The following is a 26,232-nucleotide window of genomic DNA, read 5'->3' as shown; positions in this document are numbered from 1 at the left end:
GACATGAACTCGGTTCGGTTCGCGACAAGTTGACGACCGGTCATGGACACGACGGGAGGCGCACGTTGAGGATGAGAATCCCCATCCGTAGGAGTTGTTCATATGCGTAGACGACACCTGCTGGCCGGTGGAGCCGCCCTCGCGGCCGCCGCCTCTCTCCAGCCCGTACTGACGGGAACCGCACAGGCCGCTCCACTTCCGGGGCGGCTGCCGTCGAGAAGCGCGGTCGTCGCCGTCCTGCGGCGCGTGGCCGACCAGTGGATCGCCACCCACACGGACCCCGGCGACAACGGCTGGGCCAACGCCACCTTCTTCAGCGGACTGCTCGCCCTGCAGCGCCTGACCGGCAGCCCCCGCTACCTCGCCTACGCCCGGAGCTGGGCGGAGCAGCACGCCTACGGCCTCAAGGGCGGCGTGACCACGCGCCACGCCGACAACCACTGCGCCGGGCAGGCCTACCTCGATCTCTACGAGATCGAACCGGAGGAACAGAAGATCACCGCGATCGAGACCTCCCTGCACCGCATGATCTACACCGACCAGCCGGAAAAGAACGACGACTGGTGGTGGGACGACGCCCTCCACATGGCCATGCCGCCCTTCGCCCGCCTCGGCGCCCTCCGCAAGGACCCGCAGTACTGGCAGAAGCTGTACTCCCTCTACGACCACACCAAGCGCGTCGAGGGCGGCACGGGGCTGTACGACGCCACCACCGGCCTCTGGTACCGCGACAAGCGATTCCTCCCCGGGGTCCCCGGCGGGATCGTCTCGCCCGCGGGCAAGCCCGTGGTCTGGTCGCGCGGCAACGGCTGGGTGGCGGGCGGACACACCAAGACCCTCAAGGCGCTGCCGCCCACCCAGCGGCACACCGCCGAACACCTCGAATACCGGGACACCCTGATACGCCTGGTGACCGCCGTCGCCCGGGTGCAGCGCACCGACGGCTTCTGGAACGTCAACCTCGCCGACCCCGCCCATCTGCCCGGCCCCGAGACCAGCGGCACGTCCTTCTTCCTCTACGGCACCTCCTACGCGATCGGCGCAGGCCTCGTCGACCGGCGCACCTGCCTTCCCGTGGCGGCCCGCGCCTGGAACGGCCTCGTCACCACGGCCGTACACCCCGACGGCTTCCTCGGCTACGTCCAGAACGTCGGCGACCGCCCCGATTCCAGCCAGCCCGTCACCTACGACAGCACCGCGGACTTCGGCGTGGGCGCCTTCCTGCTCGCCGGCACCGAACTCGCCCGCCTGGCCGGACCCTGACGCGACGCACCGGTGCCCCCGCCGCATACGGCGGGGGCACCGGTGCGTCGCTGTCAGGGCTGCGCGGTGAGCGTGAAGCTCTGTGCCGCGGAGCCGTCGCAGGTGCGCTGGGTGAGCTGGACGCTGTTCGTCGAGGCACTCGCCGAGGTCAGGCACTTGCCGCTGTGGCGAGCCGTGAAGTGGTAGCGCCCGGTGCTCTCCTTCACCGGCAGCCACTGCTGGTTCTGCCCACCCGAGTAACTCCACAGCTGGAGCGGCGCGTTGTCGGCCGTCGAGACATCGGTCACGTCGATGACCTGCTGTGGATTGGCACGGATGGCGGCTTGCCGGTACCCGCTGTCGGTCGAGCGGAACTGGAACTGCTGGGCCTGGGTGCCGTTGCAGGCGTACTGCTGGATCACGGTCCCGTTCGCCGTGGCGGCCGAACGGGCGTCCACACAGGTGCCGTTGCCGGCATTTGTCAGCGAGTACCAGGCGGTCTCGGAGGGGGAGTCAGCCGGGGGAGTGCCGGTGCCGGCCCCTCCCAGCCACTTCAGGCCGTCCAGCAGGAACTGATTCTGTGTCGCGCTCGCGAACGTCGACGACAGACGCGTGTTGGTCGTGTAGTTCATCGCGTTGTGGCCGAAGTTCGCGTACAGCATCTTGTACTGCGTGTTGGTCCACAGGATCGGGTAATAGCCGCTGTACCAGGACTGGTTGGGATCGGTGCCGACCGGGAAGCTGCTCGGGTCGATCGAGGCCAGGATCTTGATGTCCGGGTTCTGCCGCAGGTCGTTGGACCAGCTGTACCACTCGCTGACCGACGAGGTGAACGTGGCCGGCAGGTTCTTGGTGGCCGCGTGCGTACGGTCCTCGACCTTCAGGGTCACCGACGTCGGACCCCAGGTGTTCGACACGAAGTTCCCGGAGCCGAGGAACTGGTTGTGGTACCAGGACCAGCTCGCGGCGTCGGTCGTGAAGGCGGAGACGTGGAAGCCCATGAAGGCGCCGCCACCCCTCATGTACGTCTCGAAACCGGTGCGTTGGGCGGAGGTCTGCGGCAAGTCGTCGAGGAACAGCACGACTTGGTACGCGTTGACACCGCCGTTGCTGAGCAGGTCCCAGTTGGTGCTGGCCGTGTAGGTGAAGCCGTTCGCCGCGGCCTGCTGCGGAAACCAGACGTTGGCCTCTTTGTCGAAGTCGATGTGCGCCGCGTCGTAGGTGCCGCTGTAGAGCGCGAGCACCTTGAACGGGGTCGCCGCGGTGCTCGCGTGGGCGGCGGGCGGTACTGCGAGACCGAGCAGCGCGGCCAGCAGGACGAGGATTCTCAGGGCCGCGCGGGTGGAACCGGATCTGATGGTGTGCATCTGCTGATCGATCCTTTCCGTGCGGTTTACGGGTAGTTGGTGAGGTAGGCGACGTTGGTGCTGGAGTTGGAGGGTCCTCCGGTGCTGTTGATGATGTGGCTGATGGTGCCGACACCGCCCAGCGAGACGGTCACCATGTCGTGGAACTTGACCCCTGACGCGCTCGGCACCTCGAAGGCGTGATCGGCGACCACGCTCGAGTTGGCGCTGAAGTAGCAGTAGCTGCCCAGACCCCATGCCTCGTGGGAGGTGACGGAGGAGGCGACCTTGTAGGCGGGATAGCCCTTTCCGGTGCCGTTCATCCAGGAAGCCTGGTTCGGCGGGTCGTAGGGCATCTCGTTCTGGAAGAAGTACGTTCTGCCGCCGTTTCCGTTCCAGGTGACCTGGGTCTTCTGATAGTGCTCGACGAACAGGCCGTACGCGGTCACGTTGTCGCCGTTGACGGTCAGGCCGTTGTCCGCCGTGTTGGTCGTCCAGCCGACCGTGCCGGAGTTGCCGTGGTCGGCCCGCCAGATCCAGGTGTGGTCGATGATCGTGTTGGCGCTGTTGATCACCAGCGAGTTGGTCGCCTTGCCGACGGTGGCGCCGCCGATCCGGATGAAGACGTCGGACAGCTGCGTCGGGTCGGCCGCGTGGGCGGCGGACGAACCGGACGAGCCGATCTGCATCAGCGTCGGGGAGTTGGTGGTACCCGCGTCGATCAGCAGGCCCGCCAGCTGGATGCCGTCCACGTCGGCGGTGGTGACGGCGGTGATCCCGCCGTCCGGCACGAAGGTGGCCATGCCCATGCCCAGCACCACCGTGTCGGGGCGCGTGATGTTGATCGTCTGGTCGAGGTGGTAGACGCCCGGGGTGACCAGCAGGTTCTTGCCCGCCGCGAGGGCCGAGTTCATGTCGGCCGCGGTGGCGCCGGGCTTGACGATGTAGAACTGGTCGATCGGCAGGGACTTGCCCGCCGGGGTCTTCCCGCTCCACGTGGTGCCGACGGCGTTGGACTGCAGCCCGGGCACGAACACCTGGTAGGCGCCCGCGCTGTCGACGTACAGGAAGGGCTTCTCGCGGATCGTCGGCGAGCTGGCGACGTTGGTGTACGTCGGGAAGGACTGGGCCGGCGCGCCCTGGTCGCCGACGAAGACCATGTTCCAGTTGGAGCCGGACCAGCTGCCCATCTGTGAGTTCCGGGTGAGGAACTGCTGCTGGGTGCCGGACTGGATCTGTCCGTCGACCTTGGTGTCGGAGATGAAGCCGCCGCTGGACCAGCCGCCGTCGTCGAGCGCGAGGTTGCCGCGCACGTGCATGCGCCGGTACGGGGCGGCCTGGGAGACGGCCCAGCGGTCGGTGCCGCTCGTGGGGTTGACCGACAGGTTCTCGGCGTCGCGCCAGAAGTTCTGGGTGGCGTTGCCCTGGAACCAGTCGGCCTCCGCGTGCACGGCACCGTTGATGGTCACGTCGTCCGGCGAGAAGCCGAGGCCGGCGACCTGCGTGTAGAAGCCGACGTTGGCGTCGGCGCTGTAGGTGCCGGGCTTGAACAGCAGGGCCTGGCGGGCCGAGCCGAACTGGTTTGTCTCCTGCTGGGAGAAGACCGAGTCCAGCTTGGACTGGATGCTGGACGCCGACATCGACGGGTCGAACACCGTCACATTGGGGCCGAAGTCCGGAGTGCCCGGCGGGTTCGTCGTGCCGCCGCCCAGAGTGAAGGACTGCGCGGCGGTGCCGTTGCAGGTGTACTGCGCCAGCTGCACGCTGTCCGCGGTGGAAGCACTGGGGACGTCCAGACACTTCCCGCTGTTGAGGTTGACGAAGTGGTAGGCGCCGTCGGCCTCGGCGACGGGCAGCCACTGCTGGTTGTTGCCGCTGGAGTACGTCCACAGCTGGACGGGCGCGGAGTCGGCGGTCGAGACATCGGTGACGTCCCAGGCCTTTGTGGCGTCCAGGTTGCTGTTCACGCGGTAGTAGCCGCCGCTGGTGGCCACCAACTGCCAGTTCTGGGCGGTGCTGCCGTTGCACGCGTACTGCTGGACGGCGGTGCCGTCGGCACTCGCGGCCGAGCGGGCGTCGACGCACTTGCCGCTGCCCTTGTTGACCACGGTGGTATAGCCGGTCGGTATGGCGGCGGCCGCCGCGGTCTGCGCGCTCGCCGAGTCCTGCGCGGCGAACTCGATGCCGGACACGGTGCTCGCCACGAGCGCGGCCACGGTCAGAACCTTCGGTATCCGGTGGCGGCCGGACAGTCTCTTCTGTCTGAGCACGGATCTGGGCACGGATCTCTCCTGTGGTGGTGGGGGGTGGAAGGGCGGAGCGCGTCCGTCAGCCGGTGTACTTGGCGAAGATGCTGGTGAACTGCCAGGCGTTCTGGGCCACGCCCGAGCAGGTGTCGTCGTTCGGGTAGCTTCCCGGGCAGGGACGGTCACGGTTGGCCGACCAGAACGTCAGCCGCGCCAGATGGTGCTGCTGGGCGTAACCGAGGATGGTCTGGAAGTCGGCGGTGGTGACGGTCTCGTTGTTGTCGGTGATGCCGTTCATGGAGGAGATGCCCATGTCCCGGTACGCCTGGTCGTCGCTGTAGCCGTACGCGTTCTTGAGGGCCGTCTTCAGGCCCTCCGCGGCATTCTGGGTCAGCGTGCCCATGTTCTGGCCGGCGCCGCCGAAGTCGAACGGCATGATCGTCCAGGCGTCCACCGTCAGTCCGGACGCCGCGGCCCGGTTGATCAGGCCGGTGTCGGGGCCGCTCTGCCCGGTGCCGATGGTGACGTACACCTTGAGGCCCGGGTTGTTGGCCTTGACGGTCTTGAGCGCGTCCACGGTGCGCTGCTGGACCGTCGTGTTGCTGTAGGCGTCGGCCTCGATGTCGATGTCGATCGCCTTGAGCCCGTAGGCGCTGATGACCTTCTGGTACGCGGCGGCCAGCTCCCCGGCGCTGGAGCAGGAGCTCTCCAGCTTGTTGCCGCTGTAACCACCGAAGGAGGGGACGACGTCGCCGCCGGCCGAGCGCACGGTGTTGATGGTCTGCTGGTCGACGCCGCCCGTCAGCGCGCGGCCGCCGTCCCACTGCGGGTTGCAGTAGCCGTTGCTGAGGACGAAGGCCAGCGTGAACCACTTGACGCCGGTGGCGTTCATGACGGTGGTGGGGCTCGGCGGGTTGCCCCAGCCGTTGTAGAGGTACGGGGCGACGGCCATCGGCGCGGAGGGGGGCGTGCCGCCGCCGTCGGCGGCGGGCGCGGTCCACTTCTGGTTGGCGGCGCCGGTGCAGGTCCAGATCTGGATCGGCGTGGCGTTGGCCGAGGTGTTGCCGGTGACGTCGGCACACTTGTCGGCCTGCGGATTGACGAGGTCGTGGGCGGCGGAGACCGTCCACTGCTGGTTGGCGCCGCCCGTGCAGTCCCACAGCTGGAGCTTGGCGCCGTCGGCGGTCGAGTTGCCGGTGACGTCAAGGCACTTGCCGAGGGCCCGTACGGTCCCGTCGGAGCCGACGGTCCACTGCTGGGCGGTGGTGCCGTTGCAGTCGTAGAGCTGAACGGCCGTGCCGTTCGCGGAGCTCGCGCCGGCCACGTCGAGGCACTTGCCCGCGAGTCCGGTGATCGTCCCGGTGGCCGCCGAGGCGGGGGAGACGCTCAGGGCGCCGGCGGAGAGAGCGAACACCGCCGTGGTCACAGTGGCGCGCAGTGCGGTGGAGCGCGTGAGGGATTGTCTGGGCATCAGGGGGTCACAGCCCTTCGGGGAGGCTGAAAGTGGGGGGTATTCATATCCGTGAATGACGAGTGCATCCATGGAGCTGTAGTGATCGGTGAACCTAAAGGTCCGCACCAGGCTCGTCAAGAGATGAAGTAAAGCAGACCCCGAATTGATGTGTGTTCACAAGGAGTTGAACGTACCGACCGTCCCGGGGACGGCAAACAGCCGAGGATCCGACGTGCGGAACCTCGGCTGCGGCAAGCGGTTGTGTGCGGCCCGCTGGTGGGGGCCTCAGTCAGTTACCCTGACTCTGCGCGGTCTTCGAGAAGCCGTCGTGCCAGGCGGCCTTGGCGCCGGAGTCGCCGATGCGGTAGACGTCCACCACGGCGCCCGTCGCCACGACGAGGGACAGCACGACCGCGGCGATACGGACCGGCGCGGACGTCAGACGGACCGCCGGACCCGAGGTGTCTCCCTTGTCGGGGGCGGTACGGCGGCCCGCCCACCAGAGCGCCGAGGACAGCACGAACAGGCCGAGGGCCCACGGCAGCAGACCGTCACCGAGCTCGGCGTGTCGCTCTATCAGGGACGAGTTGTCGACGTGCTTCTCCAGCCACTCTCCCGCCTGCGTGGTGAGGGGCACGCTCACCAGCGTCACGAGCGCGAGCACCGGCGGCAGGACGCCGAGCCGCCGCGCGAGGTGCGGCCAGATCGCGCAGACGACGAGCGCCAGCGCGGTCAGCGGTACGAGGACGACGACGAAGTGCACGAACAGGACGTGAGCGGGCAGGCCGTTGACAGTGCTGGGGCTCATCTGGCTTGTCTCCTGGAAACGCTGGGTCGCGAAGTGGGGGGTTCTCAGGGGCGGGCGGTGATGATCGCCCGGCGCCCGGTGGCTCGCAGCCTGGCACAGGAACTTCTCAGGTTCTTCTGAGGCGGGAGTGCACGGGAGTGGTCGGCGACGCGGTGTTCGCGATCGCCATCGCGCTGCTCGCGCTCGGCATCACCGATCCCGAGGGGCCGGCCGACGCCGAGGTCGGAGCGGTGCCCAGTACCTCCTCGTCGGCCCAGGCGGCCTCGTCCGCTCGCGAGGGTGCGTTCGCCCGTGGGGTCGCCCGGCGCCGCGAAGGGCTCGGCGGCGGGGATGTCGGTACGGCTGACGCAGCGCAGGTTGGTGTTCGCGCCCACGCGCAGCGTCACCTCGGTGACCAGGGCGCGGCCGAGATGTGCGAGGAGCGCCGCACCGTCGGGGTCGTCCCTTTCGTACGTCCGCAGAACGTAGGCGTCGCTGCCCGCGTCCCGCACCACCGCCGTGAGGGACCGGACGGGATTGCTGAGCGAGCCGTAGGTGGGCCCGGGCGGTCTGCTCTCGTCGTGGGCCGGAACGGCCGTGCCGTGCGCGTCGATGGCCAGGGCGCCACCGAGCGTCAGGTCGCCGGGCGCGGGCGCCGCCGTGAGGCCGAGGCCGTGGTCCTCCAGATGACCGAGCAGCGCTTCCAGCGTGACGCCGGCACCGGCTCGCACGGCGGCGGGGCCGGTGGACTCCACGGACAGACCGGTGAGATGCGTGGCCGTGTCGACGAGCAGCACGGGGGCGCCCGCCTCGGTCTCCGAGGGGATCGTCAACGGCGACCAGCCGTGGGAACTGCCCCGGGCGCGCACCGTCCAGCCCTGTTTCCAGGCCCAGTTGACCACGGCGACCACCTGGCCCGGGTCGGCCGGCGCGCAGGCCCACAGGCCCGTGGCGGTGATCTCGCCGACCCAGTTGCGGTACGCGGAGGGTAGACGTCGACGCCCTCGGGGAACCCGGGAAGCTCCGCCGACGCGGCGGCGCGGTCCGGCAGCGCGGGTGGAGGCAGCGCGGCGAGCGAGGCCGCGCTCAGCAGGAACCCCCGACGCGACCACGACCCCGGCGGGACCGGGACGCCGACCAGGGGGTGCGCCCTTCACTTCCTAAATGGTCGCTCACGTTCCCAAATGGTCGCTCACGCGGTTCACGGTAGGTGACGGTTGACACGCATCACCCGTCCGTCTGAACGATGTGCCCATGTGAGTGAATGACGCACTGTTGCGCCCGCATGGGGGGCGCGAGCGGGCGCGGCCAGGGAGGGCGTCCTGCGCGGGCGACCGGAGATGTCAGACTGACCGCATGGACGAGCGCGAATTCGGCAGGTCAGGTCAGAAGGCATCGGTCATCGGTCTCGGCACGTGGCAGCTCGGCGCCGACTGGGGGGACGTGAGTGACGCGGACGCCAAGGCGGTGCTGGAAACGGCGGCGGAGTCCGGGGTGACGTTCTTCGACACCGCGGACGTGTACGGCGACGGGCGCAGCGAGCAGACGATCGCGTCCTTCCTCACCGGCCGCCCCGACCTGCACGTGATGGTGGCGACGAAGATGGGCCGCCGGGTCGAGCAGATCCCGCAGAACTACGTCCTCGACAACTTCCGTGCGTGGAACGACCGCTCCCGGCGCAACCTGGGCGTCGACCGCGTCGACCTGGTGCAACTGCACTGTCCGCCGACCCCCGTCTACTCGTCGGACGAGGTGTTCGACGCGCTGGACACGCTGGTCGAGGAAGAGCGGATCGCCGCGTACGGCGTGAGCGTGGAGACGTGCGACGAGGCGCTGACGGCGATCGCCCGGCCGAACGTGGCGAGCGTTCAGATCATCCTCAACCCGTTCCGCATGAAGCCCCTGCGGCGGGTGCTCCCGGCGGCCCAGGAGGCGGGCGTCGCGATCATCGCCCGGGTTCCGCTGGCCTCCGGTCTGCTCTCCGGCAAGTACACGAAGGACACGGTGTTCGCGGCGGACGACCACCGGACGTACAACCGCCACGGCGAGTCCTTCGACCAGGGCGAGACCTTCTCCGGCGTCGACTTCGTGACCGGTGTGGAGGCGGCGGCCGAGTTCGCCGCCCTCGCACCGGAGGGCTTCACCCCGGCCCAGCTGGCGCTGCGCTGGATCATCCAGCAGCCCGGCGTCACCACGGTGATCCCGGGTGCCCGCTCGCCCGAACAGGCCCGCGCCAACGCGACCGCCGCGAAGCTCCCGGCGCTGCCGCGGCAGACCCTGGACGCCATCGACGAACTCTACGACCGACGGATCAAGGAGCAGGTGGAGGGCCGCTGGTAGCCGACCTCGGCCCCCGGGATCGGACTGTTCCACGGACTGGGACGATTGCGCGGACCGCAGCAGAAAGGCGGACCGGAACGACCAGGTGGCCGCGGTGTTGGCCGAGCGGGGAGCCTACTGGCGCAATGTGTTCAACCCCGCCGCCACGGCCGACGCCGGCTACATCCAGGCCCGCAACCTCGACGGCTCCTGGTCGGTGCGCGGCGGCGATCCGTTGCGCTACGACCCCACCAACGAACCCGGCATTCACGCGCCGTGGCTCTACAACGCCCTCGGACAGCCCTGGAAAACCCAGGCGACGGTGCGTCAGATCCTCAACACCGTGTACGGGACCGGACCTTCGGGACTGCCCGGCAACGACGACCTCGGCACCATGTCCGCCTGGTACGTCTTCTCCGCCCTCGGCCTGTATCCCCGAACCCCAGGAAGCGCCTCGATGTTGCTCGGCGCCCCGCTCTTCCCGACCGCGGTCGTGGACCGTCCGGGCGGCGCCGACCTCACCGTCAGCGCACCCGACGCCGACGCCGCCCACCCGTACATCGACGCCGTACGGGTGGGCGGGCGCACCGCGCAACGCTCCTGGACGGATGCCGACCTGACGACGAAGGGCGGCAGGATCGCCTTCCGGCTCGCCGAACAGCCCAACACCCGGTGGGCGACCGACCCGGCCGGCCTGCCCCGCTGAACCCGGTGGCCTCCCGGGAGGCGGACCGTTCCCGGGAGGCCACCGGCGTGGCTCACTGCCGGGGAGCCGCGCTCCGAAGTGCCGTGATGCAGGAGCCGATCGCCTGCTGGAGCTCCTCCAGGCGCTGCACCATGTCGTCCTCGTAGATGTCGTCGGCGTCGTCGAAGGTCAGCTCCTCGAAGACCTTCGTGGCCCTCTGCAGGCTGTTGTAGAACTTCGTCCGGCGTTCCTGGACGCGCAGTTCAGGGTCGGCCTCGACGGTCTCCACGACGAGGTTCTTCATGGTGTCGTACGCCTCGGTCGCCCACTCGCCGGTGTCCTCGCCCTCGTCCAGCTCGTCGAGGAGGGAGAGGTGGCGCTCGGCCTCGGAGCGCAGTTCGGCCGGGGCGTCGAGGGTCTGCCCGGCCGGGGTCCTGATCTGGCCCTTCTCCACGATCTGACGGACATAGCCGATTCGGTCGGCCGCCCTGGTCTCGGTGGCGACCGCCTTCTTCAGCTCGTCGGTGCGCGCGATGTCACGGGCCAACTCGGCCTGCAGCGCCGGGTCTTCCTTCACCCGGTCGAGGAGCGCGGCCCGGGCCGCCTGGGCCGTGGAGGGGTCGGCGAGGATCGCGGCCCGCAGCGCGGTGGGGTTCTCGGCGACCTCCAGGGCCTTGGTGGGGCGGATGCCCTCGGCCTCCGCGGCCTGAGAGATGGCGGTGCCGCGCTCGGAGGAGGCGCTGGAGCGGGAGAGGAAGTACGTCTGCCACACCTCCGCGTCCGGCAGCTCGATGTCCTCGCCCGGGACGAGGACTTCGAAATGCGGGACGAGCCCGTCGTCGGCCGCCCTGTCCCACGCCTTGTAGTAGCGCATCACCCGTTCGGGGGAGCATCCGGCCCGCTCGGCGAACTCCTTCGCGGACACCTTCGGCGTCTCGCCGGCGGACTGCCCACCGGGGCGCACACTGCGCGCCACCTTCAGGGCGAAGGCCCAGCCGCCGGTCCGGGCGTAGGCCCCGAAGTCGCGTGCGTCACACGAGATGGGGTCCAACACGCCCTGAAACGGGGCGGATTCGGCGGTCGGGTCGAGAACTGCGGTCACCGGGAACTCTCCTGGGTAGGAACGGCGTCTAGATTACGGAGAATGAAGCCTTGGCCGAAGCTTTGGCTTGGGTCAGCAGACAATCAAGCACGCACACGTGCAATACGGAAACTAGTAAGCCTGAAACGACGCGATGTGATGCCCTTCACCCCGATGTGGCGGAAAGTGATGAATTCCTTACGGTCGTGACACGTAGGGGAGGGGGTAGAGCATCGTGAGATGGCGGGAGGATCTTTCGTGCGACCGTTCACCCTCAACTACGCCTTGCCCACAGGGCATTCGGCCGCAATACCCCCGTACCACTTCGACGTGTCCCTGCAACTGAACGTGCTGCCGGACGGCCGCCCGGCCGTCAGTGACCACGCCCTTCTGATGGCCACCGGCACGACCACCTCCACCGCCGGTTCCCAGACGCACTTCGACGACTGACGGTCACTCACGCACATGACGGTACTCATTCTCACGGCGGAGCAGGACGTCACCGCCGACATGGTCGTGGCCAGGCTGCACGAACAGGGCGTGCCCATGGTGCGCCTGGACCCGGCCGACCTGCCGGGCAAGGCGGTGCTGTCCGCGGACTACGCGCACGGCGACTTCGACGGCTACCTCTCGGTCAACGGCCATGTGCTCAGCATGGGTGGCCTGCGCTCCGTGTGGGTGCGCCGGCCGGGTGAACCCGCGGCGCACGCGGCGGAGCCCTCGCCGTGGCTCACCGCGGAGACCAAGCAGGCCCTGTTCGGCATGCTCTACTCCGCCTCCACCCGCTGGATGAACCACCCGCGCCGGGCCGAGCAGGCCCGGCACAAACCCTGGCAGTTGAGGGTGGCCCACAGCAGCGGCTTCGCGGTCCCGCCGACCGTGATCACCACTGCTCCTCGGGTGGCTCAGCAGTTCGTGGAGGAGTACCGGCAGGTGGTGGTGAAGTCCGCCTCCGGGCCGCCGCCCGGCGAACCCCCGGTGGCCCTGCCGACCACACTGATCGGCCCCGGCGCGGACTTCTCCGGCGTCGCGGCCGGTCCCGCGCTGCTCCAGCAGTACATTCCCAAGCGGGCCGACATCCGGCTCACCTGCATCGGCAACCGGCTGTTCGCGGCCCGGAAGGCCGCTGTGCCCGGGCAGGTCGACGGACGCTTCGGCGACACCGGACACAATTGGCAGCCGAGCACGGTGCCGGGCCGCATCGCGCGCTCGGTCCAGGAGTACACGGCCTTCACCGGACTCGCGTACGCCGCCTTCGACTTCGCCGAGGACGAGGACGGCGTCTGGTGGTTTCTGGAGGGCAACCAGGGCGGGCAGTTCGGCTTCATCGAACTGGAGACGGGCCAGCCCATCTCGGAGGCGGTCGCCCTGTGGCTGGCACAGCGAAGACCCATGGAGGGCCGTTGACGCGCGTAGGTCTTCGATCCAGGACCGCCACACCGCGGCCGCCACCCCGTGACCGCTGGAGACGGGGACCGGAGGAGGCCGGGACTGGAGGGCCGGGACCGGCCGGACCGTACCTGTCTGGCGTGAAGGGCGCTGTTGCTCACGGGTTTTGAGACGCGTGAGCGTTCTCTGTCATGGAACGCGACCGGGGCCCCCTCACCGCCCTTGCCCTCTCCCGTCGTCAACTCCTCGCCGCGGCAGGCGTCGCGGGTGTCGCAGGTGCCACCACCGCCCTCGGCACCGCACCGCCCTCGGCACCGCACCGGCCGCGGCGCACACCCGCGCCGCGGCGGACTGCGGAGCGAGAGCCGAGCACGCACTGCCGCTGTCCGAACGTATCTACACCTGCACCGTGTGCGGAGTGTCCCGCCCCAGGGACAAGAACTCCGCCCGCGTGATGCTCGTCCGGGCTGGTCTCGACCCGGCTGGTGCCGATCGCGTAAGACTCGATCGCTTGCTGAGCGACCGAGCAGCGTGAGCCAGGAATCCCCCTCGTTCACGAGGGGGACGATTCAATGTGAGGTGCCCTTGAAGGTGCGCAGGAAGGTGGCCAGGGCCGCCCGGTTGGCGGCGGTGTCCCAGTCGGCGGCCGGGGTCGTCCACCTGAGCGAGTAGCCGCGGTGGTCCCCGATGAGATAGCCACGCCCGAACGTGCGCTCACGGACCCCGTCGGACGTGGAGAGCCACTCCATGTCCGCGCCCTTGTACCCCTGATACTCCACGGCGCGGATGTCACCCAACCGCTGGTAGTCGATGGAGGCGTTCCGCAGGGACGCGTCCACCTCGCGCCAGACCGCGACGGGGTCCGAGCCGAGCTGGGTGCTGTAGGTGACGGTCAGGGTGCGCGGGTCACCGCTCGCGCCGAGGAGGATGCGGTAGGAGCCGTCGGCGGAATTCTGGGTCTGCAGGGGTTTCCACCCCTTGGGCAGTTCGATGGAGAAACCCTGGGGCGCGGTGTAGCGGAAGAAGCCTGCGGGCGGATCCTCGGTGAGCGTGCGGGACGGCGAAGGCGAAGGCGAAGCGGACGGGGACGAGGAAGAGGGAGAGGGAGAGGAAGGGGATGTCGAGGCCGACGGTGCCTGCTGGGAGACGGCACCGCTGGGCGGGGCGCTCGGCGCGGGGGACGGTTTGGCGGAAACCATGGGCGAAGGCGCGGCGCCGGACGCGGACGTGTTGCGCTGGGACAGTCCGCCCGCCGCGGTGAGCACGGCGAAGCAGACGACGGTCACGGCCAGTGCCCCGCCCAGCAACACCGGTCGGCTGACGGGCAGTTTGCCCCGAACCCGCCCCGCTGGCGGGGTTTCGAGGTCCGTCTCCCGGAAGAGCGGCAGGGTCTCGGTGGGCATCTCATCTTCGAGTTCCGCCCTGAGGATGCGGGTGAGCGCTTCCCGTACCACCTGCTCGGGGACCCGCTCCACGCGATCGCGGCGCAGGAGTCCCTGAATGGCCGGACCGAGCGGCCCCGCGCTCAACGGGGCCCGGATGGGCAGCCGTTCCACGGCGCGGAAGGTGGCTTCGAGCCCGCCCCGGTCGCGGATGGCCGGACGGCCCTCGACCATCTCGTACATGATCGCGCCCAGTGCCCACAGGTCCGTGGCCGGTCCGCCGCCCTCGCCGCGGGCCTGCTCGGGGGAGGCGTACGAGGGTGCCGTGACGCGTGGGGACGCGGCGGCTCCCATCAGTCCGAATCCACCGACCGTGACCCCGCCCTGCTCCTCCACCCACACCTGCCCGGGGCTGAGGTCGCCGTGCGTGATCCCTTCCTGATGGGCGGCTCCCAGGACGTCGAGGACGCCGAGCCCGATCCGGGCCGCCCGGACGTAGTTCACGGGGCCGTGCCCGAGGAGCGCACTCAGGGGAACGCCCGCGGGCCGTGCGGTGACCGTCCAGAGGAAATCGTTGTCCTCGACGACGTCGATGACGACGGCCACCCGGCCGGGGCAGACCAGCCCCAGGGCCTCGGACTCCCGGGTGATCCGGACCGCGGTGCGCAGCTCCGCCTCCTCGCGCAGATGGTCCGGCAGCCGTGAGCGGGTCAGGGTGACCGGCCGCTCGGACTCGACGTCCTGGCCGTGCCAGCCGTCGCGCCCCTCCTCGTGCTGGAGGACCTCCATCAGTCGGTATCTTCCGGCGACCAACTCATCCGTGGAGACTTGCACCTTGACCATGGTCATCCCTCGCTGCGCACCGGACTCTCACCTTTCCCGGTTGTACGGCGGGCGTGACGTTGTGTGTTCAAAGGCGGGCGATTCCCGGGTCCTGTTTTTCGTCAACTTGACCTGGCCGTGAACGACCGGGTTTGGAGGTAGGGCACCACTGGCTGTGGTGTGGCCTCCTCCGTCCAGACACCTAGGAAGGTGCTGGGACGCGTGACTCACGCCCCGCAATCCACACAGCCTCACCGCGAGCGGCGATGTTGTGGGAAGCATTCCGGTCGGCGTGGGCAACGACCCCGCACTTCCGGCAGATGAAGAGGGCCTGGTCGACCCGGTTCTTCTTCTCGATGTGATGGCACTCGGCGCATTCCTGGCTGGTGTACGCCGGATCGACGTACACCAGCGGGACGCCTGCCCGGCGCGCCTTGTACTCAACGAACTGCCCGAGCTGGTGGAAGGCCCAGGAGTGGAGCGTGACCCGTTGGGGCTTGCGGAGCCGTACCCTCTGCCGGATTCCGCCCAGGTCTTCCAGGGCGATGCCGGACGAGGTGCGTTCAGCCTCGGTCACGATCTGTTTCGCGATGATGTGGTTGACGTTCGCGGCGTGCCGCGCTTCCTTGCGGCGCCGGTTCTTGAGCCGTCGCCGGGCGGACTTGGTGCCCTTGGCCTGCAGCTTCTTCCGCAGGTCGAGCTGCCGCTTACGGTGCCGGTTCAGGCCGCGGCCGGCCGCCCGGTATCCGGTGGACGTGGTGGCGATGTTGGCGATGCCGAGGTCCACGCCGATGAACTGGTCGGGCTCGTACTGCTCGGCCTCGGGAACCTCGCACACGGCGATCAGGTAGAAGACGCCGTCACGTTCGATCAGGTCCGATTCGCCCTTGCGGTACTCCCGCAACGTTTTGAGCGCGTCCGGGGAGCAGGCGAAGCGGACGTTCTTGAGTCGTCCGGCGGTGGTCCAGATGGAGACGGTCTGCGCGTCGTACTGCCAGGACAAGCACCGGTCGTCAAACGGGTGCGCGGCCTCGGGGCGGAAGGCGACCGGCTTGGACTCGGCCTTCTTCCGGCGCTTCGAGCCCAGCTTGCCGAGGTTCCCCGCCCGCAGGTTCGCCCGCAGCGTGGTGTAGGCGTCCACGACTTTCTTGATCGTGTGCTGCGCGGCCTGCGCTCCGAGGCCGGCCGCTTTCAGCTCGGCGTAGGTGTGCTTGCGCAGCTCGTACTCGCGCGGCACACCACGGGTGAAAGCCACCTCGGACACCCAGTTGGCCCGGTCGTTGACCGTGTGCAAGGTCGCGCCGACAGCGGATGCCTGCGCGGCATCCGGCACCAGTTTGACTTGCACGACGATCTTCACGTGGATCACCGTACTACAGTTGACCTATGTCACCACGCTGGGAACCAAACCCCAATATTCGCAGGGGCCGCACGGTCGTCCATGCCCTCCACGCCCACTTGGTCTTCACTCCGAGTACCGGCGCGGGCCGTTCACCGACGAGATCCTGCGACGCTGCGAGGAAGTCATGCGAGCCGTCTGCGCCGACTTCGAAACCGAACTGGTCGAGTTCAACGGCGAGAAGGATCACGTCCACCTCCTCGTGCACTACCCGCCCAAGGTCTCGGTCTCCAAGCTGGTCGGTTCCCTCAAAGGCGTCTCCGCCCGCAGACTCCGCCAGGAGTACCCCGACCACATCCGCAAGTACCTGTGGGGCGCGCACTTCTGGTCACCCTCGTACTTCGCGGCGAGCTGCGGCGGCGCCCCGCTCAGCATCATCAAGGAGTACATCGAGAACCAGAAGCGCCCGCAGTAGACGGCTGAGGCCAACAACAGTGCAGACCCCTGCACGCGCGCGGGTCAGAGCAGTCCAGAGAAGCGATTCCTCCCGAGCGTGAACGCCCGGGGCTCCGCGCTAGATCATGCTGAACGCTCTGCGCGAGCCGCCCCGGGCGAGGGCCACCCTCGGCCATGTGCTGCGAGGCATCCCGGTGACCGTCGCGGACGGACTGCGGCTGGGCGGCCGCGACGCGCTGGTCCGTCGGTTGCTCCTGAGCGCGGGAGCCGCCGGTAGCGCCCTGGCCGCGATCGAACTGCTCACACCGGGCCGTGCCGCAGCCCTCACGGGCGCATCGGAGTCGGGCGCCGTACTCGTCGCCGCCATCGCCTGCGCCGGTTTCATCTGCTCCGGTGTCGGAAGCCACCTCGCCCCGCTCACCCCCCGGCTCGCCGGCGGCGGCGAGCGTGCGGTCATGGTGAGCCTCGGCATCAGCGCGAGCGGCCTGCTGCTGCTCGGCGCCACGGCGGCAGCCACGGGCACGATCCCCTTGGTCCTCGCGGCCACCGGATACGGCCTGGTCTACCTCGGGTTCGGCGCCGCGGGGCCGAGCGAGAACGAGCTCCTGCACCGCCGTGTCACCCGTGCGGGCCGCACCACGGCGCTGTCCGTCCAGTCTCTCGCGCTGCAACTGGTGGCAGCTCTCACCGGCTTGATCGTGGGTGTCCTTCCGCCGGGCCCGCTGCCCTGGCTCCTGGGCGGCACCGCGCTGCTGGCAGGAGCCCTCCTGTGGATCCACCGCAGCGAGCCCACGCCCACATCGCCGCCGCCAAGCCCTCAGCCACACACGGTGTCGCCGTCCCCGACGACCGTCGGCTCCGATCTCCATCACTCAGACACGGATCAGTAGCACCGGCAGCAGCACCGGGAGCTTGCACCAGCGCGGCACGTTCACCGCGCGTCGGCGCACGGCTCGCCGAGCGCTGTGACCTGCAGTAGCGTGAGGTTATCCGTGCCCCGTCCGTCGGCGGCGTACCGATGCTCGGCAGCGAGATCCGGTTCGACCGCCCGCGGGCAGAGCTTCGAGATCAGACCGACTCTCCAAGGCAGGGATCCGGATGGCTACCTATCGAGTCGCGCAGGTGACCGCCGCCGGCGGTTCGTTCGAGATCGTCGAGCGTGAGGTCCCACAGCCGGGCCCCGGACATGTACGTGTCGCCGTCGAGGCCTGCGGGGTGTGCCACAGCGACACCATGTTCGTGAACGCCGCCGTCCCGGGCGTGACGTTTCCGGTGGTCCCCGGGCATGAGGTCGCCGGGCGGGTCGACGAGCTCGGCGAGGGGACGCAGGACCGCGGCTGGCAGGTGGGCGACCGGGTGGCGGTGGGCTGGTTCGGCGGCGCGTGCGGCCACTGCACGCCCTGTCGGCAGGGCGACTTCGTCGTGTGCGTGAACCTGAAGGTCCCCGGATGGTCCTACGACGGGGGCTACGCCCAGACGGTGGTCGTGCCCGTGGATGCGCTGGCCCGGATCCCCGACGCGCTGGCGGCGACCGATGCGGCGCCCCTGGCCTGCGCGGGCGTGACCGTGTACAACGGCATGCGGCGCAGCTCGGCGCGGCCGGGTGACCTGGTTGCCGTGCTCGGCATCGGCGGTCTGGGACACCTGGGGGTGAAGTACGCGGCCGCGATGGGTTTTGAGACCGTGGCCATTGCCCGCGGTGCCGACAAGGCCGACTTCGCCAAGCAGCTCGGCGCGCACCACTACATCGACAGCACGGCCGGCACCCCGGTCGCCGAGGAGTTGCAGTCCCTCGGGGGCGCCCAGGTCGTCCTGGCCACCGCCGCCAACTCCGCCGCCATCACCGCGACCGTGGACGGACTGGGCCACCGCGGTGAGCTGGTGGTCGTCGGCGCGGACATGGAGCCGCTAGGAATCAGCCCGATCCAGTTGCTCATGGCCGGCAAGGTCGTCCGCGGCCACCCCAGCGGCACTTCGCAGGACATCCAGGACACCATGGAATTCAGCGCCCTGCACGGCATCCGCCCGATGGCGGAGGTCGTGACGCTGGAAGAGGCCGACGCGGCGTACCGGAAGATGCTCTCCGGTGCCGCCCGCTTCCGGATGGTGCTCAACACGAGCTGACGCGGCATCCACCCGCGGTGCTTCCCGAGGACGGGTCGGGGACTCGTACACCGGTGGCCGCCGCCACCGCGCGACCGACCTGCGCGGGGCCGATGAGCAGGTCGTCGCATTCGACAACATGGGTGTCCTCGACCGCAGCGCCCCCCTGCCCACCGGCAGCCACCTCGACCAGGCGGACGGCACCGCCTGGATGGCGCCGTACTGCCAGAACCTGCTGCTCGTCAGGGCCCAGTTCCGGACGGACCCGCACTGGCAGGATCTGCCGCTGCTCTACGAGTACTTCCACGGCGACAACGGTGCCGGTCTCGGCGCGAGCCACGAGACGGGCTGGAGCGGACTGGTCGCGGTCAGCGCCAGCCCGTTGCACGTGGTCGACCCCGAGCAGTGGCCGACGCGCAGCCTGGAGGTCTAGAGTGGCGGCAAATTGGTTGAATGGCGGACGGAGTTTCCCATGAGCGCCCTGGAACCCCTGGACCTCGCGGCGATCGAGGCGGAGCGCGCACGCATCCGCGACACGCATCTGGCCTCGGACCGGCCGGCGAGCTCCGCACGCGGAATGCACCACGTGGCGCTGCTCTCCTCGGACGTCGAGCGGACCGTGCGGTTCTACCAGGGCGTGCTGGAGTTCCCGCTCACCGAGGTGATCGAGAACCGCGACTACAAGGGCTCCACGCACTTCTTCTTCGACCTCGGCAACGGCAATCTGCTGGCGTTCTTCGACTTCCCCGGTCTCGACCTCGGCCCCTACGCGGAGGTCCTCGGCGGACTGCACCACCTGGCCATCTCGGTCGACCCCACCACCTGGCAGCGGCTGCGCGAAAAGCTCGGCGCCGCCGGGGTCGAGTACCAGGAGGAGAGCGGCACCTCGCTCTACCTCCGCGACCCCGACGGCGTCCGCGTCGAACTCCTCGCCGAACCGCTGGGGGAGATGTACGGCACGTCCGTGCTCTGAGAGCACGGACGCGCAGGTCAGCGCAGCATCTCGGCCCAGTTCGCGGGCACCCGCCCCGCGGGGCCCGGCGTGGGCTGGTCCACGGGGTGACTCACCGGGGGAGCGAGCTCCGGGCCCGACTCGTACAGCTCGGACGTGTCGAAGTTCCAGAACCAGTCCTCGCCGGGCTCGAAACTGCGGATGATGGGATGGCCGGTGCTCTGTGCGTGCGCGGTGGCGTGCTTGGCCGGCGAGTCGTCGCAACAGCCGATGTGACCGCACTGCGCACAGCGCCGCAGATGGAACCACCAGCCGCCGGCCGCGTCGCACTCGACGCACCCCGTCCCACTCGGCGGGACGCTCGGGTCGATTCCGGCGGGCAGGGTCATGAGGACTCCTCGGGAGTGTCGGTGTCGGTGTCGGTGTCGGCGGCGGTCAGCGGAAGACGGACCTGGAAACGGGTGTCGCCCGGGACGGACTGCACCTGGAGGCTCCCGTGGTGCTTGTTGATGACGATCCGCCAGGAGATGTCCAGTCCGAGCCCGGTGCCCTCACCCACCGGCTTGGTGGTGAAGAACGGGTCGAAGATGCGGTCGCGGATCTCGGCCGGCACGCCGGGGCCGGTGTCACGGAACTCGACCAGCAGTTGGTCGCGGTCGTGCGCGGTGTGCACGGTCAGTGTCCCCTCGCCGCCCATCGCCGATACGGCGTTGTCGATGAGGTTCGTCCACACCTGGTTCAACTCGCCCGGGTAGGCGGGGATCTTCGGCAGTGTACGGTCGTAGTCCTTCACGACCGTGATCCCGGAGCCGATCTTCCCGGCAAGCATCATCAGCGTGCTGTCGAGCAGTTCGTGGACATCGACGACCTGGAAGGGCGCGCGGTCGAGCTGCGAGTACTGCTTGGCCGCGTCCACGAGGTGCGAGATCCGGGTCGTGGAGTCCTCGATCTCGTTCATGAGGAGCTCGGTCTCCACGGTGTAGTTCAGCCAGTGGACGGCGCCTTGGAGCGTGTCCTCGTCCACGGCCGCCGCGACCTGGTCCAGCCAGTCCGTGTCGAGCCCCGCCTGCACGAACGTCGGCGCGAGCTGCCAGCCGCCCGCGATGTCGTGGTCGTCGAGCCAGTCGGCCAGCGCGTCCTCCCGGTCGGAGGCCTCCAGCGGGCTCAGCGGCGTGGCTTTGGCGACCTGTTCGGCGGTGCGCTCCTGGATCTCGACGAGGGTCTCCAGGGCGTCGCGCGCATACGGGCCCGCCGCGATCAAGCCGAGCTTGTGCCGCATCCCGGCCACCCGCTCACGCAGCGACGAGGTGGCCCGGACCGCCGCCGCGGCCGGATTGTTGAGCTCGTGCGTCAGCCCGGCCGACAGTGAGCCGAGCGCCAGCAGCCGCTCGCGCTGCCCTATGGTCCGCTGGGTGTTCTGGCCGCCGAAGAACATCCCCTCCAGCAGATGCACGGCCATCGGGAACCAGTCCCGCATGACCGAGGCGAACGTCTCCGCGGGCAGCACGAAGAACCGCGAGGGCTCGGTGACCCGCATCGACCCCTTGTACCGCGCCTGATCCGGTCCGGACAGATAGGCCTGCATGGCGCCGGCGTACACCCCGCGCTGCGAGGTGCGGCTGATCTCCACCTCGTCGGAGGCGACCCGCCGCGACATCACGACGGTGCCGCCCAGCAGCACGAAGAAGCAAGTGGCGGGATCACCTTCGGTGTAGACGGGCCCGGGCTCGAACTCCTCCACCCTGCCTTCCCGGCACAGCCGCTCCAACTGGTCGGCGTCCAGCTTCTCGAACAGGAACAGCGTGCTGAGCTCCGCGATGTCGCACGGCACCGGCCGCCCGCTCACGACTGCTCCAGATAACGGTGGACGAGCATGACGGCCATGGCTCCCTCTCCCACCGCGGAAGCGACCCGCTTCGCGGACTCGGCACGTGCGTCCCCGGCCACGAACACGCCGGGAATGTTGGTCTCCAGGTGGTACGGCGGCCGGTCCAGCTCCCAGCCCTTGGGCGGCTGCCCGTCGGCGGTCATGTCGGGCCCCGCCGGGATGAATCCGCGCTCGTCCCGCAACACCGTTCCCTCAAGCCAGTCGGTGAGCGGGGCCGCGCCGATGAACACGAACATCCACTGCGCGTCGACGAGTTCGGTGTGCCCGCTCGTCACGTCCCGCAGGGTGAGCTGCTCCAGATGGTCCGAGCCGTGCGCGGACTCCACGACCGTGCCGGTGCGCACCGTGATGTTGGGCGCCTTCTCGATCTGCTGGATCAGATAGTGCGACATCGAGGCGGACAACGACGTTCCCCGTACGAGGAGGGTGACCGACTTGGCGCCCCGCGCCAGGTACATGGCGGCCTGCCCGGCCGAGTTCGCCCCGCCCACGATGTACACGTCCTGGCCCTGGCAGGCGGTCGCCTCGGTCAGCGCCGAACCGTAGAAGACCCCGCATCCCGTCAGATCCGCCAGGCCGGGTGCCTCCAGCTGCCGGTACGACACACCGGTCGCCAGGATCACCGCGTGCGCGGAGATCGCCGAGCCGTCCGAGAAACGGATGGTGCGGGACGCTCCGGTGACCTCGAGGCCGGTCACCTCCCGCGCGGTGATGATCTCGGCGCCGAACTTCGCCGCCTGCCGTCGCGCCCGGTCGGTGAGCTGTCCCCCGGACACCCCGTCCGGGAAGCCGAGGTAGTTCTCGATGCGGGAACTCTGCCCGGCCTGCCCACCCGTCGCCGACCGTTCGACGAGCACGGTCCTGAGCCCCTCGGACGCCCCGTACACGGCCGCTCCGAGTCCGGCCGGACCGCCGCCGATGACGACGAGGTCGTAGAACTCCGCCGTCGGCGTGGTGGCGAGCCCCACCTTCGCCGCGAGATCCGGGTCCTCCGGCTCGACCAGTGGCGTACCGTCCGGCGTGATCACCAGCGGCAGCCGCTCCCCGTCCTGACCTGCCGCGGACAGCAGCCGCCGGCCCTCCGCCGTGTCGGACGAGTACCAGCGGTACGGCACCTGGTTGCGGGCCAGGAACTCCCGTACGTCCGAGGAGCGCGCCGACCACCGGTGCCCGACCACCTTGCAGGTCGGCACGGGCCGGTAGTCGCTGTGCCGCCACGCGTCCAGCAGATCGTCGAGGACCGGATAGAGCTTCTCCTCCGGCGGATCCCACGGTTTGAGCAGATAGTGGTCCAGATCGATCACGTTGATCGCGTCGATCGCCGCGTTCGTGTCCGCGTACGCGGTCAGCAGCACCCGGCGCGCGCCCGGGTACACGTCGAGCGCCTGCTCCAGGAACTCGATGCCGTTCATCTGCGGCATCCGGTAGTCGGCAAGGATCACCGCGACCTGGTCACCGCGCAGCTTCAGCTCTCTGAGCGCGTCCAGCGCCGTCTCCCCGGACTCCGCGCGCACGATCCGGTGCGACTCGCCGTAGCGGCGCCTGAGGTCGCGCGCCACGGCGCGCGACACCCCGGGATCGTCATCCACGGTCAGAATGACGGTCCGCGCTGAACTGGCGGCCTGTGCCATACGTCTCCCACCCAGATCAGGACAGTGTCGTCCTCAATCGTATGTATGAACGGTCACCTTTGCTCAGGAACCGCTCGGCAACCGCTCCGGAGCCGCGCTCTCACGCGGGTCCGGGCGGGGCCTCGGCCGCCGGCAGCAGGGTTTCCCGCATCTTGGGGAGGATGTTCGCGACGTAGTCCGCCACGGCCGTGTCCAGGCCGATGTCGTGCTGAGCGTGCTCGGACAGATACCAGCGGTGTTCGAGCAGCTCGTGGTAGATCTCGGCCGGGTCCATGGAGCCACGGAGGTCCAGTGGCACGGCCCGGACGGTCGGCCGGAACACGTCCCGCACCCAGCGGTGGGCGAGGACCTCGGGGCGGGCGGCGAGGGGGTCGCCGGGCGCGTAGTCGTCCTGGGTGGCCATCCAGCTCTCCAGGTCGTTCAGGAGGCGCCGCGCCTGGTTCTCCTCGGCGTCGAGCCCGGTCAGCCGCAGCAGCTGGCGCTGGTGGTGGCCCGCGTCGACGACCTTGGGGACGAAGGTCACCGTGTCCCCGTTCGGCGAGTGCGCTATCTGCATCTCGGCGACATCGAAACCGAGGTCGTTGAGGCGGCGGATACGGCGGTCGATGTAGTGGTGCCTGCCCGCCGGGTACACGGACGTACGGGTCAGCTCCTCCCACAGGCTCCGGTAGCGCGCGCAGATCTCCACACCGAACTCGATGGGGTCGACCGAGGGGTGCAGCGCCCCTGCCGCCTCCAGGTCCAGCAGCTCCCCGCTGATGTTGACGCGCGCGAGATCGACGTCGTACTCCCGCTGTCCCTTGCTCAGTTGGGGGTGCAGATCGCCGGTCTCGGCGTCCACGAGGTACGCCGCGTACGCACCCGCGTCGCGCCGGAACAGCGTGTTGGACAGCGAGCAGTCGCCCCACGCGAACCCCGCCAGATGCAGCCGCACCAGCAGCACCGCCAGCGCGTCCATCAGCCGGTGCATGGTGGCCGGCCGCATGGTCGTCTCGAACATCGACCGGTACGGCATCGAGCCGCCCAGATGCCGGGTGATGAGGACGGGCTCCAGCGGCCCGCCGTCCCCGTCGGTGCGCCCGGTGACCACCGCGAGCGGGTCCACGGCCGGGATGGAGAGCCGGTCCAGGCTGCGCAGCAGCTCGTACTCGCGCAGGGCGGGCCGCTCGGCGAGCTCCTTGACCGCCACGACCTCGGCCCCGGCGCGCGCGTAGCGCACCACGTGCCGCGAGATGCCACGCGGCAGCGGGACCAGGTAGTGCTCCGGCCACTCCTCCAGCGGGAGGTGCCAGGGAAGTTCGAGCAGGAGCGCGGGGTGCTCCGGGTTGGTGGCGCTGATCTGCAAAGCCATCGACGGGTCGCCCTCACCTCGGGGTCGAACGTGTACCTGGCCCCAGCATCTACGAATGATCCCCGAGGCGGAAGGCGCGGCGGGGGTTGCCCGACAGGAACAACTCGGTGGTCTCCTCGTCGAGACGCAGGTCAGGAAGGTGCTCCAGCGCTTGAGCCGGCGTGAGCATGGGGTGGTTGGTGGTGGAAGATGTACGGGATGGGCCGACCCGTGACGGGGCGATGCGTGGCACGGCTACCGCGATACGGCGTCGACCAGGGCCGCGAGGGCGTGGGCGACGCGGGCGAGCCCCGGACCCGCCGGGCCGCCCGGCTCGCTCATGTAGGTGTCGCGCCGGATCTCCACCATCAGGGCCGTGACCAGCGGCTCCTTGCCGTAGTAGCGCAGTGGCACGTACGCCCCGGAGAACGGGCTGTCGATTCCGGCGTCACCGAACGCCTTCTCCGCGAGGGCGACGAGCTCCGGCGGCGTGTGGAAGGCATCGGTTCCGAGGCAGATCGGCGGTCGCGGACCGTCGCCGTGCAGCTCGTAGGGCAGCCGGGCCGTCGGATACGAATGGACGTCGACGACAATGGCCCGCCCGGCGACGGCGAGCCGGTCGGCCACGGCCGTCGTCATCGCCTCCGCGTACGGATGGAAGTAGCGGTCGATCAGTGGCCGCGGGTCGACGTCGGCGGCCCGGAGAGGTGCGCGGTGCGTCGTACGTGTGTAGACCGCGCCCATCCCGACGGACAGCATCTCCTCCCGCTCGTCGGGGAAGCGCTCGGGATCGATCACGAGCCGGGACAGGCGGTTGACGAACCGCCATGGAGTGACCCCGGCCACCCGCGCCGCGGCCGCGGCCAGCTCCGCGGTGTGCGCGTCCGTGATGTGGTCCAACTCGCGCTCCAGCGCGGCGTCGTCGAGCGCGATACCGGCGCGCACGGGCGCCGGTACGCGCCGTGAGGAGTGCGGGACGTGCAGGATGACGGGAGAGGCGGCGGCGCCGGGGAGCAGCTCGAAGGAGCCGGGCGTCCCCGTGGAGTGCGCAATCTCGTGGGCGTCAGGAGTCTGGTTCACGCGAGATTCCTATCGCAGCCCGGCTCCCGGCCCAAGGGTCAGCGCACGCTGCCGCCGCCGTGGCGTGCGTAGTGCTCGATCAGGGCCGCGCGGGTCGTTTCCAGCCGGTGCGCGAGGATCGCCGCGATCGTCCGCGTCAGCGACAGCTCCAGCGTCGGATCCTGGTCGCAGAGCCTGCGTACCTCCGCGGCATCGAATTCGTAGGCGCGTACGGGGCTGAAGGCCTCGGCGCCGAAGTCCCACCGGTGCGGCGGGAACAGCCACGACCAGCCGAGCAGATCGCCGGGCCCCAGCGTCGCGACGGAAATGCGTCTCTCGCCGACGACCTGCTGGTAGAGGGAGACCGTTCCCGAGCGGACCACCCAGAAGCGGTCCGCGGTTCCCCCTGCTTCGAAGATCTTTCCGTCGGCCGGGAAGGAGACCTCCCGGGCCACGGTCATCAGCCGTCCACGATGGTCGGGGGAGAGCGCGGGCAGCAGCCGGAGAGCAGTGGACATCGCGGACCTCCATCGCACCGCCGCGAGGCCCCGTGGGGCGCGGCGCCGCAGGTCGTGCGGGTGGTATCCCGTCACCCTCCATTGGACCGGGAACCACGGAGTTCGTCGCGCCGGGGGACGGGATTCGGCGCGCGACAGGTGGTCCCACTCGTGCGCGCCCACCTCCGCCCCGGGCATGTCGAGCACGTTCGTCTCGAGCACGTT

Annotated in this window: 22 protein-coding genes and 3 pseudogenes; 11 read left to right on the top strand and 14 right to left on the bottom strand. The window is 69.6% G+C overall.

What is annotated here, in order from left to right; translation table 11 throughout:
* Positions 1-102: 102 nt before the first annotated feature.
* Positions 103-1,263, top strand: coding sequence for a glycoside hydrolase family 88 protein (locus OG747_RS02255; protein WP_405877256.1), 1,161 nt, complete (start codon positions 103-105; stop codon positions 1,261-1,263).
* Positions 1,264-1,316: 53 nt separating this feature from the next.
* On the opposite strand, the gene OG747_RS02250 is transcribed toward OG747_RS02255, so the two are convergent.
* The 5 genes and pseudogenes from OG747_RS02250 to OG747_RS02230 all read right to left on the bottom strand — a co-directional run.
* Positions 1,317-2,609 (bottom strand): ThuA domain-containing protein, encoded by a 1,293-nt coding sequence (locus OG747_RS02250; protein ID WP_405877254.1) that lies wholly within the window; start codon positions 2,607-2,609, stop codon positions 1,317-1,319.
* A gap of 26 nt (positions 2,610-2,635) precedes the next feature.
* Positions 2,636-4,858: an RICIN domain-containing protein gene (locus OG747_RS02245; protein ID WP_405885417.1), complete on the bottom strand. Its 2,223-nt coding sequence runs from the start codon at positions 4,856-4,858 to the stop codon at positions 2,636-2,638.
* 58 nt (positions 4,859-4,916) lie between these two features.
* Complete coding sequence (locus OG747_RS02240; RefSeq protein ID WP_405877252.1) at positions 4,917-6,305, bottom strand: ricin-type beta-trefoil lectin domain protein; 1,389 nt, start codon at positions 6,303-6,305, stop codon at positions 4,917-4,919.
* 271 nt (positions 6,306-6,576) lie between these two features.
* The gene (locus tag OG747_RS02235) at positions 6,577-7,095 is read right to left on the bottom strand and encodes a DUF2231 domain-containing protein (RefSeq protein ID WP_405877250.1); all 519 of its coding nucleotides are present in this window, start codon (positions 7,093-7,095) and stop codon (positions 6,577-6,579) included.
* Between the two features lie 248 nt (positions 7,096-7,343).
* Positions 7,344-8,215, bottom strand: a pseudogene (locus OG747_RS02230) (FAD-binding protein); the annotation flags it as partial.
* 215 nt (positions 8,216-8,430) lie between these two features.
* On the opposite strand from OG747_RS02230, the gene OG747_RS02225 reads away from it, so the two are divergent.
* Both OG747_RS02225 and OG747_RS02220 read left to right on the top strand, forming a co-directional pair.
* Positions 8,431-9,414 (top strand): aldo/keto reductase, encoded by a 984-nt coding sequence (locus OG747_RS02225; RefSeq protein WP_405877248.1) that lies wholly within the window; start codon positions 8,431-8,433, stop codon positions 9,412-9,414.
* 79 nt (positions 9,415-9,493) lie between these two features.
* Positions 9,494-10,099, top strand: a pseudogene (locus OG747_RS02220) (glycoside hydrolase domain-containing protein); the annotation flags it as partial.
* A 52-nt stretch (positions 10,100-10,151) separates the two neighbouring features.
* On the opposite strand, the gene OG747_RS02215 reads toward OG747_RS02220, so the two are convergent.
* Entirely contained in the window at positions 10,152-11,180 is a 1,029-nt protein-coding gene (locus tag OG747_RS02215) for a hypothetical protein (RefSeq protein WP_405877246.1), read from the bottom strand.
* Positions 11,181-11,417: 237 nt separating this feature from the next.
* Between OG747_RS02215 and tgmA the strand changes: the two genes are divergently transcribed.
* From tgmA to OG747_RS02200, 3 genes are all read left to right on the top strand, one after another.
* Positions 11,418-11,609, top strand: coding sequence for a putative ATP-grasp-modified RiPP (gene tgmA / locus OG747_RS02210; RefSeq protein ID WP_060896220.1), 192 nt, complete (start codon positions 11,418-11,420; stop codon positions 11,607-11,609).
* Positions 11,610-11,624: 15 nt separating this feature from the next.
* Positions 11,625-12,566 carry an ATP-grasp ribosomal peptide maturase gene (tgmB, locus tag OG747_RS02205; protein ID WP_405877244.1) on the top strand — a complete coding sequence of 314 codons (942 nt, stop codon included), beginning with the start codon at positions 11,625-11,627 and terminating at the stop codon, positions 12,564-12,566.
* A gap of 173 nt (positions 12,567-12,739) precedes the next feature.
* Complete coding sequence (locus tag OG747_RS02200) at positions 12,740-13,003, top strand: twin-arginine translocation signal domain-containing protein (protein WP_405877242.1); 264 nt, start codon at positions 12,740-12,742, stop codon at positions 13,001-13,003.
* Positions 13,004-13,117: 114 nt separating this feature from the next.
* Here OG747_RS02200 and OG747_RS02195 read toward each other — a convergent pair whose 3' ends face one another.
* Together OG747_RS02195 and OG747_RS02190 are read right to left on the bottom strand one after the other, a co-directional pair.
* Positions 13,118-14,773 (bottom strand): protein kinase domain-containing protein, encoded by a 1,656-nt coding sequence (locus OG747_RS02195; protein WP_405877240.1) that lies wholly within the window; start codon positions 14,771-14,773, stop codon positions 13,118-13,120.
* 181 nt (positions 14,774-14,954) lie between these two features.
* The gene (locus OG747_RS02190; RefSeq protein ID WP_405877238.1) at positions 14,955-16,112 is read right to left on the bottom strand and encodes an RNA-guided endonuclease InsQ/TnpB family protein; all 1,158 of its coding nucleotides are present in this window, start codon (positions 16,110-16,112) and stop codon (positions 14,955-14,957) included.
* Between the two features lie 26 nt (positions 16,113-16,138).
* Here OG747_RS02190 and tnpA point away from each other — a divergent pair.
* The 5 genes and pseudogenes from tnpA (at position 16,139) to OG747_RS02165 (ending at position 19,623) form a co-directional block, all read left to right on the top strand.
* Positions 16,139-16,566: pseudogene (gene tnpA / locus OG747_RS02185) on the top strand (IS200/IS605 family transposase).
* Positions 16,567-16,672: 106 nt separating this feature from the next.
* Positions 16,673-17,437, top strand: a complete 765-nt coding sequence (locus OG747_RS02180) for a hypothetical protein (protein ID WP_405877236.1) — start codon at positions 16,673-16,675, stop codon at positions 17,435-17,437.
* Between the two features lie 208 nt (positions 17,438-17,645).
* Positions 17,646-18,671, top strand: a complete 1,026-nt coding sequence (locus OG747_RS02175; RefSeq protein ID WP_405877234.1) for an alcohol dehydrogenase — start codon at positions 17,646-17,648, stop codon at positions 18,669-18,671.
* A 118-nt stretch (positions 18,672-18,789) separates the two neighbouring features.
* On the top strand, positions 18,790-19,083 hold the full coding sequence (locus OG747_RS02170; RefSeq protein ID WP_405877232.1) for a hypothetical protein: 294 nt from the start codon (positions 18,790-18,792) through the stop codon (positions 19,081-19,083).
* A 39-nt stretch (positions 19,084-19,122) separates the two neighbouring features.
* Positions 19,123-19,623: a VOC family protein gene (locus tag OG747_RS02165; protein WP_405877230.1), complete on the top strand. Its 501-nt coding sequence runs from the start codon at positions 19,123-19,125 to the stop codon at positions 19,621-19,623.
* Between the two features lie 17 nt (positions 19,624-19,640).
* On the opposite strand, the gene OG747_RS02160 is transcribed toward OG747_RS02165, so the two are convergent.
* From OG747_RS02160 to OG747_RS02135, 6 genes are all read right to left on the bottom strand, one after another.
* Positions 19,641-19,991 (bottom strand): UBP-type zinc finger domain-containing protein, encoded by a 351-nt coding sequence (locus OG747_RS02160; protein WP_405877228.1) that lies wholly within the window; start codon positions 19,989-19,991, stop codon positions 19,641-19,643.
* The gene (locus OG747_RS02155; RefSeq protein WP_405877226.1) at positions 19,988-21,448 is read right to left on the bottom strand and encodes an ATP-binding protein; all 1,461 of its coding nucleotides are present in this window, start codon (positions 21,446-21,448) and stop codon (positions 19,988-19,990) included. The genes OG747_RS02160 and OG747_RS02155 overlap by 4 nt, the downstream gene beginning before the upstream one ends.
* Positions 21,445-23,121 (bottom strand): FAD-dependent oxidoreductase, encoded by a 1,677-nt coding sequence (locus OG747_RS02150; protein WP_405877224.1) that lies wholly within the window; start codon positions 23,119-23,121, stop codon positions 21,445-21,447. The genes OG747_RS02155 and OG747_RS02150 overlap by 4 nt, the downstream gene beginning before the upstream one ends.
* Positions 23,122-23,221: 100 nt before the next feature.
* Positions 23,222-24,472 (bottom strand): DUF4032 domain-containing protein, encoded by a 1,251-nt coding sequence (locus tag OG747_RS02145; RefSeq protein ID WP_405877222.1) that lies wholly within the window; start codon positions 24,470-24,472, stop codon positions 23,222-23,224.
* A gap of 234 nt (positions 24,473-24,706) precedes the next feature.
* Entirely contained in the window at positions 24,707-25,531 is an 825-nt protein-coding gene (locus OG747_RS02140; protein ID WP_405877220.1) for an N-formylglutamate amidohydrolase, read from the bottom strand.
* Positions 25,532-25,569: 38 nt separating this feature from the next.
* Positions 25,570-26,028 carry a cyclic nucleotide-binding domain-containing protein gene (locus OG747_RS02135; RefSeq protein WP_405877218.1) on the bottom strand — a complete coding sequence of 153 codons (459 nt, stop codon included), beginning with the start codon at positions 26,026-26,028 and terminating at the stop codon, positions 25,570-25,572.
* Positions 26,029-26,232 lie beyond the last annotated feature (204 nt).

The sequence above is a fragment of the Streptomyces sp. NBC_01384 genome (genome assembly GCF_045040035.1).
Lineage (GTDB): Bacteria > Actinomycetota > Actinomycetes > Streptomycetales > Streptomycetaceae > Streptomyces.
This window is presented reverse-complemented; position numbering and strand designations above follow the sequence as displayed.

What these genes read in the sequence shown, in the direction of transcription:
- OG747_RS02250 (WP_405877254.1), bottom strand. Translation starts at nt 2,609, where the DNA reads ATGCACACCATCAGATCCGGTTCCACCCGCGCGGCCCTGAGAATCCTC.
- OG747_RS02160 (WP_405877228.1), bottom strand. Translation starts at nt 19,991, where the DNA reads ATGACCCTGCCCGCCGGAATCGACCCGAGCGTCCCGCCGAGTGGGACG.
- OG747_RS02235 (WP_405877250.1), bottom strand. Translation starts at nt 7,095, where the DNA reads ATGAGCCCCAGCACTGTCAACGGCCTGCCCGCTCACGTCCTGTTCGTG.
- OG747_RS02255 (WP_405877256.1), top strand. Translation starts at nt 103, where the DNA reads ATGCGTAGACGACACCTGCTGGCCGGTGGAGCCGCCCTCGCGGCCGCC.
- OG747_RS02135 (WP_405877218.1), bottom strand. Translation starts at nt 26,028, where the DNA reads ATGTCCACTGCTCTCCGGCTGCTGCCCGCGCTCTCCCCCGACCATCGT.
- OG747_RS02200 (WP_405877242.1), top strand. Translation starts at nt 12,740, where the DNA reads ATGGAACGCGACCGGGGCCCCCTCACCGCCCTTGCCCTCTCCCGTCGT.
- tgmB (WP_405877244.1), top strand. Translation starts at nt 11,625, where the DNA reads ATGACGGTACTCATTCTCACGGCGGAGCAGGACGTCACCGCCGACATG.
- OG747_RS02180 (WP_405877236.1), top strand. Translation starts at nt 16,673, where the DNA reads ATGCTGAACGCTCTGCGCGAGCCGCCCCGGGCGAGGGCCACCCTCGGC.
- OG747_RS02225 (WP_405877248.1), top strand. Translation starts at nt 8,431, where the DNA reads ATGGACGAGCGCGAATTCGGCAGGTCAGGTCAGAAGGCATCGGTCATC.
- OG747_RS02165 (WP_405877230.1), top strand. Translation starts at nt 19,123, where the DNA reads ATGAGCGCCCTGGAACCCCTGGACCTCGCGGCGATCGAGGCGGAGCGC.
- OG747_RS02175 (WP_405877234.1), top strand. Translation starts at nt 17,646, where the DNA reads ATGGCTACCTATCGAGTCGCGCAGGTGACCGCCGCCGGCGGTTCGTTC.
- OG747_RS02240 (WP_405877252.1), bottom strand. Translation starts at nt 6,305, where the DNA reads ATGCCCAGACAATCCCTCACGCGCTCCACCGCACTGCGCGCCACTGTG.
- OG747_RS02145 (WP_405877222.1), bottom strand. Translation starts at nt 24,472, where the DNA reads ATGGCTTTGCAGATCAGCGCCACCAACCCGGAGCACCCCGCGCTCCTG.
- OG747_RS02170 (WP_405877232.1), top strand. Translation starts at nt 18,790, where the DNA reads ATGGGTGTCCTCGACCGCAGCGCCCCCCTGCCCACCGGCAGCCACCTC.
- OG747_RS02195 (WP_405877240.1), bottom strand. Translation starts at nt 14,773, where the DNA reads ATGGTCAAGGTGCAAGTCTCCACGGATGAGTTGGTCGCCGGAAGATAC.
- OG747_RS02150 (WP_405877224.1), bottom strand. Translation starts at nt 23,121, where the DNA reads ATGGCACAGGCCGCCAGTTCAGCGCGGACCGTCATTCTGACCGTGGAT.